This window comes from Herbiconiux sp. (assembly GCF_023264895.1).
Taxonomy (GTDB): Bacteria; Actinomycetota; Actinomycetes; order Actinomycetales; family Microbacteriaceae; genus Herbiconiux.
Genome location: NZ_JAHFUY010000114.1, coordinates 1 through 12160 on the forward strand (window position 1 = coordinate 1; position 12160 = coordinate 12160).

The 12160-nt window shown below is 70.0% G+C and carries 14 protein-coding genes; all 14 read right to left on the minus strand.

What is annotated here, in order from left to right; translation table 11 throughout:
* Positions 1–78 precede the first annotated feature (78 nt).
* Positions 79–489 carry a transcription antitermination factor NusB gene (nusB, locus tag Q0D57_RS17360; RefSeq protein ID WP_291046402.1) on the minus strand — a complete coding sequence of 137 codons (411 nt, stop codon included), beginning with the start codon at positions 487–489 and terminating at the stop codon, positions 79–81.
* 9 nt (positions 490–498) lie between these two features.
* Positions 499–1059 (minus strand): elongation factor P, encoded by a 561-nt coding sequence (gene efp / locus Q0D57_RS17365; protein WP_291046404.1) that lies wholly within the window; start codon positions 1057–1059, stop codon positions 499–501.
* 69 nt (positions 1060–1128) lie between these two features.
* Positions 1129–1569 carry a type II 3-dehydroquinate dehydratase gene (locus tag Q0D57_RS17370; protein ID WP_291046407.1) on the minus strand — a complete coding sequence of 147 codons (441 nt, stop codon included), beginning with the start codon at positions 1567–1569 and terminating at the stop codon, positions 1129–1131.
* Positions 1570–1579: 10 nt separating this feature from the next.
* Positions 1580–2686 (minus strand): 3-dehydroquinate synthase, encoded by a 1107-nt coding sequence (gene aroB / locus Q0D57_RS17375; RefSeq protein ID WP_291046409.1) that lies wholly within the window; start codon positions 2684–2686, stop codon positions 1580–1582.
* A complete protein-coding gene (locus Q0D57_RS17380; protein WP_291046411.1) occupies positions 2683–3192 on the minus strand; it encodes a shikimate kinase in 510 nt (169 codons plus the stop codon). Before Q0D57_RS17380 ends, aroB begins: the two co-directional genes overlap by 4 nt.
* Entirely contained in the window at positions 3189–4388 is a 1200-nt protein-coding gene (gene aroC / locus Q0D57_RS17385; protein ID WP_291046413.1) for a chorismate synthase, read from the minus strand. The genes Q0D57_RS17380 and aroC overlap by 4 nt, the downstream gene beginning before the upstream one ends.
* Positions 4389–4424: 36 nt before the next feature.
* The gene (locus tag Q0D57_RS17390) at positions 4425–5288 is read right to left on the minus strand and encodes a shikimate dehydrogenase (RefSeq protein WP_291046420.1); all 864 of its coding nucleotides are present in this window, start codon (positions 5286–5288) and stop codon (positions 4425–4427) included.
* A 7-nt stretch (positions 5289–5295) separates the two neighbouring features.
* Positions 5296–6546 (minus strand): endolytic transglycosylase MltG, encoded by a 1251-nt coding sequence (mltG, locus tag Q0D57_RS17395; RefSeq protein WP_291046422.1) that lies wholly within the window; start codon positions 6544–6546, stop codon positions 5296–5298.
* Complete coding sequence (gene ruvX / locus Q0D57_RS17400; RefSeq protein ID WP_291046425.1) at positions 6539–7012, minus strand: Holliday junction resolvase RuvX; 474 nt, start codon at positions 7010–7012, stop codon at positions 6539–6541. Before ruvX ends, mltG begins: the two co-directional genes overlap by 8 nt.
* A 3-nt stretch (positions 7013–7015) precedes the next feature.
* Positions 7016–9715 carry an alanine--tRNA ligase gene (alaS, locus tag Q0D57_RS17405; protein WP_291046427.1) on the minus strand — a complete coding sequence of 900 codons (2700 nt, stop codon included), beginning with the start codon at positions 9713–9715 and terminating at the stop codon, positions 7016–7018.
* Positions 9716–9723: 8 nt separating this feature from the next.
* Entirely contained in the window at positions 9724–9918 is a 195-nt protein-coding gene (locus tag Q0D57_RS17410) for a hypothetical protein (protein WP_259526686.1), read from the minus strand.
* A gap of 42 nt (positions 9919–9960) precedes the next feature.
* On the minus strand, positions 9961–10317 hold the full coding sequence (locus Q0D57_RS17415; RefSeq protein WP_259526687.1) for a DUF948 domain-containing protein: 357 nt from the start codon (positions 10315–10317) through the stop codon (positions 9961–9963).
* A gap of 76 nt (positions 10318–10393) precedes the next feature.
* On the minus strand, positions 10394–11023 hold the full coding sequence (gene rpsD, locus Q0D57_RS17420) for a 30S ribosomal protein S4 (RefSeq protein ID WP_259526688.1): 630 nt from the start codon (positions 11021–11023) through the stop codon (positions 10394–10396).
* Between the two features lie 192 nt (positions 11024–11215).
* On the minus strand, positions 11216–12160 hold a 945-nt coding region (locus tag Q0D57_RS17425; protein WP_291046431.1), incomplete at its 5' end, for a replication-associated recombination protein A.

Genomic DNA, 12160 nt, shown 5'->3' on the forward strand with positions numbered 1-12160 from the left:
ACACAAGATGTGTCAAGTCGGCGCCCATTGCCGCATCTACTGTCAAGTGGATGCCCGCGGTGACGCCGCGACTCCCGCTCAGCTCTGCTGGGCCACCTTCGCCAGCACGCCGTTCACGAAGGCGGCCGAGTCATCGGTCGAGAGCGTCTTCGCGAGCTCGACCGCCTCGTCGATCGCGACCCCCGAGGGCACCTCGTCGTTGTAGAGGATCTCCCACACGCCGATCCGGAGCAGCGCCCGGTCGACGGTCGGCATGCGCGCGATCGTCCACCCCTGGGCGTAGATCTCGATCGTCTCGTCGATCTCGGCGAAGTTCTCGACCACGCCGTCCACGATGTCGCGGGCGTAGAGCCACGACGTCTCGCGGTCGGGCTCGCCCGCCGCGCGGCCCGCCTCGGCGGCGAGCGACTCGGCGATGGGGATCTGCCGCACGTCGGCGGCGAAGAGGATGTCGAGGGCCCGCTTGCGGGCCTTCGTGCGTGCGCTCAACGCGGGCGCCTAGTTGACGCGGCCGAGGTAGTCGCCCGTGCGGGTGTCGACCTTGACCTTGGTGCCGATCTCCAGGAACAGCGGAACCTGGATCTCATAGCCGGTCTCGACGGTGGCGGGCTTGGTGCCGCCGGTCGAGCGGTCGCCCTGGAGGCCGGGCTCGGTGTAGGTGATCTCGAGCGTGACCGAGGCGGGGAGCTCGACGTAGAGCGGCTCGTCGTCCGTGAGCGCGATGGTGGCCATCTGCTGCTCGAGCAGGAAGTTCGCGGCGTCGCCCACGATGGCGCCGGGGATGGTGATCTGGTCGTAGTCCGTCGTGTCCATGAACACGTAGTCCTCGCCGTCCTTGTACAGGTACTGGAAGTCGCGGCGGTCGACGTTGGCCGTCTCGATCTTCGCTCCGGCGTTGAAGGTGCGGTCGACGAGCTTGCCGGTGCGCACGTTCTTGATCTTGGTGCGCACGAACGCGCCGCCCTTGCCCGGCTTGACGTGCTGGAACTCGATGACGTTCCAGAGCTGACCGTCGATGCTCAGCACGGTGCCGTTCTTGATGTCGTTCGTTGAAGCCATGAAAGAAGTGATCCGTTTCGAAGAAGAAGTCGTCAGACCGGCGTTTCGGTCCTCGAAGAGTGTAGCGGCTCAGCCTCCGGGCGTGAGGAGAGCGACGAGGGCGAGGCGGTAGGAGCCGAACCCGAAGCCCGCGATGACCCCCGTGGCCACCCCCGAGATCACGCTCGTGTGCCGGAAGGTCTCCCGGGCGTGCGGGTTCGAGATGTGCACCTCGATGAGGGGCAGGCCCGCCTTCGTCACGAGCGCCGCGGCATCCCGCAGCCCGTAGGAGTAGTGCGTGAACGCGGCCGGGTTCAGGATGACCGGGGTCGCCGTGTCGACGGCCTCGTAGAGCCACGAGATGAGCTCGGCCTCGTCGTTGGTCTGACGCAGGTCGATCGAGACGCGGCCGGCGGCCTCGGCCGTGAGCTCGGCCTCGAGGGCACCGAGATCCTGCGAGCCGTAGACGTCGGGCTCACGGCTGCCGAGGCGCCCCAGGTTGGGGCCGTTCAGAACCAGTACGGATGCCATCGGCTGCTCCTCAGGATGCGATCTCTTGGTACGCGGTGAACAGCATCGAGCTGTCGGGGCCCTGCAGCACGGTGGGCCGCGCGAGGTCGTCGAGCACGATGAAGCGCAGCATGCTGCCGCGGGCCTTCTTGTCGCGCTGCATGGTGGCGAGCAGGGTCGGCCAGCGGCCGGCCGGGTACTCGGTCGGCAGGGTGAGCGAGGTCAGGATGCGACGGTGCCGGTCGACCACCTCGTCCGACAGCGAGCCGGTCAGCCGGCCGAGCTCGGCGGCGAACATCATGCCCACGGCCACGGCGGCCCCGTGCCGCCACTGGTAGCGCTCGGCGTGCTCGATGGCGTGGCCGAGCGTGTGCCCGTAGTTGAGGATCTCGCGAAGGCCCGCCTCCTTGAAGTCGCTCGAGACCACGCGGGCCTTGACCGCGATCGACAGCTCGACGAGCCGGCGGAACTCGGGGGTCGACGGGTCGGTCGCGGCGTCGAGGTCGGCCTCGATGATGTCGAGGATCTCCGGCTCCGCGATGAACCCGCACTTCACGACCTCGCCGAAGCCGGCCAGGATCTCGTTGCGGGCGAGCCCCTCGAGCTGGTCGAGGTCGGCCACCACGAGGCTCGGTGCGTAGAACGCTCCCACGAGGTTCTTGCCCTCGTTCGTATTGATGCCGGTCTTGCCGCCCACGGCCGCGTCGACCATGCCGAGCAGGGTCGTCGGCGCCTGCACGAGCGTCACGCCGCGGAGCCAGGTGGCCGCCACGAAGCCGGCCACGTCGGTGACGGCGCCGCCGCCGAAGCCGATCACGGCATCCGTGCGGGTGAAGTCGGCCTGGCCCATCACCTGCCAGCAGAAAGCGGCGACCTCCACCCGTTTGCCGGCCTCGGCATCCGGGATCTCGGCGAGCAGCACCTCGTAGCGGCCGAGCAGCGACTCGCGGAGGGCCGCGGCGCGGGCACCGAGGGTGGGCGGGTGCACGATGAGCACCTTCTGCACCGCCGGGCCGAGGCCGTCGGCCACGCGGTCGAGGATGCCACGGCCGACGAGCACGTCGTAGGAGTCGACCCCGGTGACGGGGATGACGGTGGTGCCGAGGCCGGCGGTGTCGGGGCTGGCGGTGTCGGTCATCGTGCGTTCTCCTGGCTGGCGGTGCGGCTGCGGACCCAGCCGGCGAGATCGGCGGCCACCTGGTCGGTGGGCCGGTCGGAGGTGTCGACCACGTGGTCGGCGAGGCGTTCGTAGAGGTCGCGGCGCTTCTCGTAGAGCGCGATCCACGAGGCGAGGTCGGGTACGAGCGGGCGCTTGCCGTTGCCGAGCCGCGACTCGACGGCGTGCGGCTGCACCGTGAGCAGCACGACCGGGACGGCCGCGATGTCGCGCTGGGTCTCCGGATCGAGCACCGCTCCTCCGCCGAACGAGACGACGGCGTCCGCGCCGAGAGCCCGCACGACCTCGGCCCGCTCGAGCGAGCGGAAGTGCGGCTCTCCCTTCGACGCGAAAATGTCGGGGATGGGGCCGTGGGCGGCCACGATGAGCTTGTCGGTGTCGACGAACGGCACGCCGAGCAGTCTCGCGACGCGCTTGCCGATGCGGGTCTTGCCGGCGGCCGGCGGGCCGATCAGCACGACCGTCATGCGCGGACGATGCCGGTGCGGAGCGCCTCGGGGATGGCGGCGAGGTACGACTCGAGGTTGCGCCTTGTCTCGCCGACGGAGTCGCCGCCGAACTTCTCCAGCACGGCGTTCGCGAGCACGAGCGCGGTCATCGCCTCGGCGACGACGCCTGAGGCGGGCACGGCGCAGACGTCGGAGCGCTGGTGGTGCGCCGCCGCCTCCTCGCCGGTCGCGACGTCGATCGTGTGCAGGGCGTGGGGCACGGTCGCGATGGGCTTCATGCCGGCGCGCACGCGCAGCACGGTGCCGGTCGACATGCCGCCCTCGGTGCCGCCCGCACGGTCGGTGGAACGGGTGATCTCGCCGCCTTCGCGGTAGAGCTCGTCGTGCGCCTCGGAGCCGCGCCGGCGGGTGGTCTCGAAGCCGTCGCCGACCTCGACGCCCTTGATGGCCTGGATGCCCATGAGGGCGGCGGCCAGCTGCGAGTCGAGCCGGCGGTCCCAGTGCACGTGCGAGCCGAGCCCCGGCGGCAGGCCGTAGGCGAGCACCTCGACGACACCGCCGAGGGTGTCACCCTCCTTGCGGGCGTCGTCGATCTCGGCCACCATGAGCGCGCTCGTGGCGGCGTCCCAGCAGCGCACCGGATCGGCGTCGAGGGCATCGACGTCGGTGGGCAGGGGCAGCGGGCTGCCGTCGGGCACCCGCACGGGGCCGATGGCGAGGGTGTGGCTGACGAGCGTGATGCCGAGCTCGCCGAGGAACGCGCGGGCCACGGCGCCGAGCGCCACGCGGGCGGCGGTCTCGCGGGCGCTCGCGCGCTCGAGAATCGGGCGCGCCTCGTCGAAGTCGTACTTCTGCATGCCCACGAGGTCGGCGTGACCTGGGCGCGGACGGGTGAGGGGCGCGCTGCGTCCCTTGCCTGGGAGCTCCTCGGCGGGAGCCTCGACCGCCATCACGTCGGTCCACTTCGGCCACTCGGTGTTGCCGATGCGCACCGCGACGGGGCTGCCGAGGGTGCGGCCGTGCACGACGCCGCCGGACATGGCCAGCTCGTCCTGCTCGAACTTCATCCGCGCTCCCCGGCCGTAGCCGAGCTTGCGGCGCGCCAGATCGGTGCGCAGGTCATCGAGGGAGACGGGGATGCCGGAGGGGAGTCCTTCGACGATCGCGATGAGTTCTTGACCGTGGGACTCGCCGGCGGTGAGCCAACGGAGCATATTAAAGATCTTCCCACAGACGAGGAAGCCTCTCCGTCAGGCGAGGCCTACGGTGGCCAGGAGCTCAGCGGTGAGGGGTTCTTCGGCGGGGAGGGGGATGAGGGGGTCGCCGTGCACGAAGATGCGGACCTGGGCCACCGCCTGGTGGACGAGCATGGCGAGGCCCGGGATGGTGGGGCTGCCTGCGGCCTCCCAGAGGGTCGCGAGCTCGCTCGGCCAAGGGTGGTAGGCCACGTCGAGGAGGGTGGAGGAGCGTGCGGCCGCCGCGCCCTCGAAGTGGGAGTGGGCTCCTACGCCGCCGGGCAGGGTGCTGATGGTGACGTCGGGGGCGAGCGCGAGCACAGCGGGGTCGTCGAGGGCGAGGACGGTCGAGGTGAGACCGGCGGCGCGCGCCGATTCCACGACGTCGGCCGCTTTCGACGGAGTGCGCAGCGCGATGTCGACGTGCTCGGCGCCGAGCTGCGCCGCGGCGACGACAGCCGAACGGGCCGTCGCTCCCCCGCCGACGATCACCGCGTGCGTCGCGAGCGAGATGCCGCTGCGGCGGAGAGCCTCGGTGATGCCGTGCACGTCCGTGTTGAAGCCTGTCAGCCTGCGCGCGCCGCCGTCGTGCTCCACCAGCACCGTGTTCACGGCACCCGTGGCGCGCGCCACGGCATCCACGTCGTCGAGGAGCGGCAGCACGGTCTCCTTGAGCGGCATCGTGAGCGACAGCCCGCGCCACGCCGCGTCGAGGCCGCCCACGAACTCCTCGAGCGAGTCGGCGGGCATCTCGACGGCCTCGTACTCCCACGGCAGCCCGAGCACGGCGTAGGCGGTGCGGTGCAGCAGCGGCGAACGGGAGTGCCCGATTGGCGACCCGAGCACCGCGAGGCGGCGTGCGGAGTCGAGGTGCGTCATCCGGTGCCTACTCGATCTCGGGGTGCGCCGCCCACCACGCCTGCAGCCGCTCGACGGCCGCCGCGTGCTGGTCGACCGTCTCGGAGAACACCGTCTCGCCCGTGTCGAGGTCGACCGTCACGAAGAAGAACCACGGGCCGTCGGCCGGGTTGAGCGCCGCGTTGATGGCGTCGTCGCCGGGGTTGGCGATCGGGCCGGCCGGCAGGCCCGGGTAGAGGTAGGTGTTGTAGATGTTCGCCGGATCCTCGCGCTCGGCCTGCGTGGTCTCGACGCGGCTGTGGCCGGCGCCGTAGGCGATCGTCGCATCCGACTCCATGTTCCAGCCGGCGTCGAGCCGGTTCTGGAACACGCGGGCCACCTTCGCCATGTCCTCCACGCTGCCCGCCTCCTTCTGGATGAGGGCGGCGAACGAGAGCACGCGCAGACGGTCCTCGGCCGGTACTCCGGCCGCGTCGAGCGACTGGAAGGTGCGGTTGACCATCGTCGTGATCATCGACTCGGGGGTGTCGCTCGGCTCGAAGGTGTAGGTGGCCGGGAAGAGGAAGCCCTCGATGCTCGGCGCCTCGGCCGGCACGCCGAGGGCGGCGTAGTTCGCGCCCACGGCCTGGAACTCCTCGATCGGCAGCCCCGTGACGTCGGCGAGCTCCTGGTAGATGCCGGCGGCGCTCGAACCCTCGGGAATGGTGACCGTGGTGTCCACCTTGTTGGCGGGGTCGAGCAGTGCGTCGAGCGCGGACCGGGCGCTCATCTGCTCGGCGAGGCGGAACGTGCCGGGGTTGAAAACAGGCTCGGGAGTCGTGGAAATCACCTCCTCATAGAAGGCCGACGAACTCTTCACAATGCCGGCCGTGGCCAGGTTGTCGCCGATGACCTCGCCGACGTCGCCGGAGTTTATGACGAACATCACCTCGCCGGTGCCGGTGCCCTCGTAGTCCTGCACCTCATTGCCCGCGAGCGCGGTCTGGATCTGCGACCCGAAGGTGTTCCAGACGAAGACACCGCCGCCCACGAGGAGGCCGACGGCCACCAGGGTGAAGATGAGTCCGCCGATCCAACGACGCGGCTTCTTCTCGCGCCCGCCGCCTGCACCGCCACCGGTGACGCGGCCACCGCGCCGGCCTCCGGACCCGGCTTGAGGCGCCCGAGTGGCCTCGGACATGCGGGCGTCACGTCGTGAGCGGGGCGCGTTCTGCGGCCTCTCGGGCTCTCGGAAGAACTCGGCGAACGGGTGGTCTTCTGGTGGCTGTCGGTCAGTCACGGCCTTTTCCTTGGCTCGGGGCGATCAGGATGCCGGGCGGGTTTCCCGAGGAACGCTCACTGTCCAGAGCGTGCTGCACGAGTATAACCGCGGCGACCTGATCGATCACGGGGCGGGATGTTCGGGTGTTCCGGCCGCTCCGGTGCAGAGCGGCCTGGGCGGAGACGGTGCTGAGCCGCTCGTCGATCATGCGCACAGGGATGCCGTCGTCTGCCAGAAGCACAGCGAAGTCCCGGGCATCCTGGGTCGAGGCGGTCTCGCCGCCGCTCATCGAGAGCGGCAGCCCCACCACGTACTCGAAGGCGTCGAGCTCGGCCGCGATCTCCCGGATGCGGCGGAGGTCGGAGCCGTCGTCGGCACGCGGCACGGTCTCGACCGGGGTCGCGAGCATGCCGTGCAGGTCGGTGCGCGCCACGCCGATGCGGGCCTTGCCCACATCGACGCCGATCCGCACTCCTGACCGCATCCGCTACCCGGCGACCGCGCGCGAGACGGCCTCGAGGGCCGCGCCGATCGCCTGGGTGTCGGTGCCGCCGCCCTGGGCGAGGTCGTCCTTGCCGCCTCCGCCGCCGCCGAGCACGCTCGCGGCGAGCTTGGCGAGGGCACCGGCCTTGGCGCCCGAGGCGCGAGCGGCCTCGGTGGTGGCCACGATGACCACGGGCTTGTCTCCGGCCACGGCGGCCAGTGCCACCACGGCCGCTCCGGTTCCGGATGCGGTGAGCGCCTCGCGCACACCCGTCACGAGTTGACGCAGCTCGTCGGCCGAGCGCAGAGTGCCGACGTTCTCGGCCACGAGCGTCACCGATCCCGCAGGCTGGGCCGTGGCGGCCAGATCCGGGATGCGGGTGGCGAGGACACCGGCCTCGAAGGCCGCGATCTTCTTCTCGGCGGCCTTGAGATTGGCGCTGAGGTCGGCGATCCGGCCTGCGAGCTCGTCGCGCGGCGCCTTGAGCGACGCGGTGAGCTGCGCCACGAGGGCGCGCTCGGCGGCGAACTCGCGGAACGCCTCGAGGCCCACGAGGGCCTCCACGCGGCGGTTGGTCGAGCCGATCGACGACTCGCCCTGCAGGTTGATCATGCCGATCTGGGAGCTCGAGGAGACGTGGGTGCCTGCGCAGAGCTCGCGCGACCACGGGCCGCCGATGTCGACCATGCGCACGACGTCGCCGTACTTCTCCCCGAAGAGCGCCATGGCGCCCATCGAGCGCGCCTCGTCGATCGGCAGCTCGCGCGTGACGACCTCGAGGTCGGAGCGGATGGCGATGTTCGCCTTCTCCTCGATCTCGGTGCGGGTCTCGAACGAGAGCGGCTGGTTCCACGAGAAGTCGAGCCGCATGTAGCCGGCCTTGTTGTAGGAGCCGGCCTGGTGCGCCTCGGAGCCGAGGGTCTCGCGGAGGGCCGCGTGGATGAGGTGGGTGGCGGAGTGCGCCTGGGTGGCACCGCGGCGCCAGTCGCGGTCCACGACGCTGCGAGCGGTGTCGCCCACGGCGATCTGGCCGCTCGTGACCTCGGCCCGGTGGCTCACGAGCCCCTTGACGGGCTTCTGCACGTCGAGCACGGTGAGCTCGAAGCCCTCGCCCACGATCGTGCCGGCGTCGGCCTCCTGGCCGCCGGACTCCGCGTAGAGCGCGGTCTCGGCGAGGATGACCTCGACCTGCTCCCCCGCCACGGCGCTCGTGACCGAGACGCCGTCGAGGATGAGGCCGAGCACGGAGCCCTCGGCCTCGAGCTCGTCGTAGCCACGGAACACGGTCTCGCCGAGGGCGCGGAACTGGCTGTAGACGGTGAGGTCGGTGATGCCGAGCTTCTTGGCCTTGGCATCGGCCTTGGCGCGCTGCTTCTGCTCGGCCATGAGCGACTCGAAGGCCACGCGGTCGACGGTGATGCCCGACTCCTCGGCGATCTCGAGCGTGAGGTCGATGGGGAAGCCGTAGGTGTCGTGCAGGAGGAACGCGGTGTCACCCGGGAGCTCAGCCACAGCAGCAACCGCACCGGCAGCATCCTGGGCGGCGGTGTCGGTCTTCAGCGTCGCCACGGCGAGGTCGAGGATCTGGGTGCCGCCCGTGAGGGTGCGCAGGAACGACTCCTCCTCGGCGTAGGCGCCGCGGGAGATGCGGGCGTAATCGGCCTCCACCTCGGGGTAGGCGGCCTTCATGGCGTCGCGCGAGGCCGTGAGCAGCTCGGGCATCGTGGCGGTGTCGACGCCGAGCAGGCGCATAGAGCGCACCGTGCGGCGGAGGAGTCGGCGCAGGATGTAGCCGCGGCCCTCGTTGGAGGGCGTCACACCGTCGCTCATGAGCATGAGAGCGGATCGCACGTGGTCGGCGACCACGCGCATCCGCACGTCGTCGTCGTGGTCGGCGCCGTAGCGCCGGCCGGAGATCTCGGCGGCGCGGTCGAGCACCGGGCGCACCTGGTCGATCTCGTAGAGGTTCTCGACGCCCTGCTTGAGGAACGCCACCCGCTCGAGGCCCATGCCGGTGTCGATGTTCTTGCGGGGCAGCTCGCCCAGGATCTCGAACTCGGTCTTGGAGGTTCCCTCGCCACGCAGGTACTGCATGAACACGAGGTTCCAGATCTCGATGTAGCGGCTCTCGTCGGCCGCCGGGCCGCCCTCCACGCCGTAGGCGGGGCCGCGGTCGAAGTAGATCTCGGAGCAGGGACCGGCGGGGCCGGGCTGGCCGGTCGACCAGTAGTTGTCCTCCTTGCCGAAGCGCTGGATGCGGGAATCCGGAACCCCGGCCACCCGCTTCCAGATGTCGATCGCCTCGTCGTCGTCCTCGTAGACGGTCACCCAGAGGTCGCGCTCCGCGAAGCCGAGGCCGCCGTCGGCCTCGCTCGAGGTGAGCAGCTCCCAGGCGTAGCCGATCGCGCCCTCCTTGAAGTAGTCGCCGAACGAGAAGTTGCCGTTCATCTGGAAGAACGTGCCGTGCCGGGTGGTCTTGCCGACCTCCTCGATGTCGAGGGTTCGGATGCACTTCTGCACGCTCGTGGCGCGCGGGTACGGCGCCGGCACGAGACCGGAGAGGTACGGGATGAACGGGACCATCCCCGCCACGGTGAACAGCAGCGACGGGTCGTCGGAGACGAGCGAGGCCGAGGGCACGACGGTGTGCCCCCGATCGCCGAAGAAGGTCAGCCAGCGGGAGCGGATGTCAGCGGTCTGCACCTCGCGGACTACTTGGCGTCGGCGATGGCGGAACGGAGTTCGGCCTCGCGCTCACGGTAGCCGTCGACGAGCGAGTCGCCGAACTCCTTGGTGCGCTTGTCGAGGTCCTTGAAGAACTGCTTGCCGCTCTTCGTCTGGTTGAACTGGTGGGCGGCCAGGAACCCGATGCCGATTCCGGCGATGAGCCACAGGATCTTCTTCATGTCGTTCTCCTCGTGCGAGTCGGTGCGAAAGCTCCGACCAGTTTAGTCCCGGCGGCGGATGCCCACGAGCGCGGTGCGCACGGCGGCGCTGAAGCCGGCGAGCTTGATCAGGGGCCCGCCGACGGAGGCGGCGAACAGCGCCACGAGCGACGAGACGTTGCCCGTGACCTCCTCGACGTTCTTCGTGATCGAGTCGACGCGGGCGAGCTGGCGGTTGGCCTCCTGCACCGTGACGGTCGACTCGGAGAGGATCGGCGTGATGCCGTCGCTGACGTCCTTGATCGAGTCGCGGGTCTGGTCGAAGACTCCCCCGAGCTTGACCAGGGGAATGGCGAGGAGTCCGACGAGCACGGCGAACACGCCCGCTGCGATGAGGCCGGCGATGTCTCCACCAGTCATTGTGAGTGCCCTTCGTTAGACAGAGAAAAGCGGGCCACCCGTGGGTGACCCGCTCTCCAGTATGCCGTGTCCGCTGTTAGCGGGCGGCGTAGTACTCCACGACGAGCTGCACTTCGCAGGTCACGGGGACCTCGGCGCGCTTCGGGCGGCGCTCGAGGCGCGCCTGGAGCTTGTCGAGCTCGACCGAGAGGTAGCCCGGGGTCTTCGGCAGGAGGTCGATGTGACCACCGGCAGCGGCGACCTGGAAGGGCTCGGTGCCCTCGGAGCGGGTCTTGACGTGGATGGTCTGGCCCGGCTTCACGCGGAAGGAGGGGCGGTCGACCAGCTGGCCGTCGACCAGGATGTGACGGTGCACGACCATCTGACGGGCCTGGGCGGTGGTGCGGGCGAAGCCCGAGCGCAGCACGAGGGCGTCGAGACGCATCTCGAGGAGCTCGACCAGGTTCTCACCGGTCAGGCCCTTGGCCTTGCGGGCCTCCTCGAACGCGATCTTCAGCTGCTTCTCGCGGATGCCGTACTGGGCGCGCAGACGCTGCTTCTCGCGCAGACGGACGGCGTAGTCGCTGTCCTGCTTGCGCTTGGTGCGGCCGTGCTCACCGGGAGCGTAGGGGCGCTTCTCGAGGTACTTGGCCGCCTTCGGGGTGAGCGGGATGCCGAGCGCCCGGGAGAGGCGGGTCTTGCTGCGCGTACGCGACTTGGTAGCCACTTACGTCCTTTCGTAGAAGTTCTTACAAGATGAATGCGCACAGGAGTGCGCGCGACCTCACGGAGGTCCAAGTAAGAGGGTGTGTGCCGGGCGCTCCGGCTAAAGGACGCGATCCCGTCATCGAGCATCGATCGGCAGCCGCTCCGAAATGACGCTGATTAGGCGTCTGCAAGATTAGCACAGCAACACGGGTCAACTCGGCTTTCCCCGCGTGATGTCGCGGAGTTTCTGCAGGCGCGCCGAGACCTCGCGCTCGTGCCCGTGGTCGGTGGGGTCGTAGTAGGTCTTGCCCACCAGCTCGTCCGGAAGGTACTGCTGCTTCACCACACCGACGTCGCTGTCGTGCGGGTACTTGTAGCCGTGGCCGTGGCCGAGGCGCTTGGCGCCCGCGTAGTGGGCATCCCGCAGGTGCTTGGGGACCCGGCCGAAGTTGCCGGCCTTCACGTCCGCGATCGCGGCGTTGATGCCCATGTAGGAGGCGTTCGACTTGGGGGCCGTGGCGAGGTACACGACCGCCTCGGCGAGCGGGATCCGCCCTTCGGGCATGCCGATCATCTGCACGGCCTCGGCGGCGGCCACGGCGATCGGCAGCGCCTGGGGGTCGGCGATGCCGATGTCCTCGGACGCCAGGATGATGACCCGGCGGGCGATGAACCGCGGATCCTCCCCCGCCTCGAACATGCGGGCCAGGTAGTGCAGTGAGGCGTCGACGTCGGAGCCCCGCACCGACTTGATGAAGGCGCTGATGACGTCGTAGTGCTCGTCGCCGTTGCGGTCGTAGCGGAGGAGTGCCCGGTCGACCGACTGCTCGAGCACGGCGCCCGTGATGAGCGGCACCTCGTCGTCGTCGTCCTCGGCGACGCCGGCCAGGGCCGTGGCGGCCGAGGCCTCGAGGGCGGTGAGGGCGCGGCGGGCGTCGCCCGACGCCATCCGGATGATCGCGGCGCGCGCCTCGGGATCGAGGGCGACCCTGTCGTTGAGGCCCCGCGCATCCGTCACCGCCCGGTCGATCAGCACGCCGAGGTCGTCGTCGGTCAGCTGCTCCAACGTGAGCAGGAGCGACCGCGAGAGCAGCGGCGAGATGACGGAGAAGGAGGGGTTCTCGGTGGTGGCCGCCACGAGGATGACCCAGCCGTT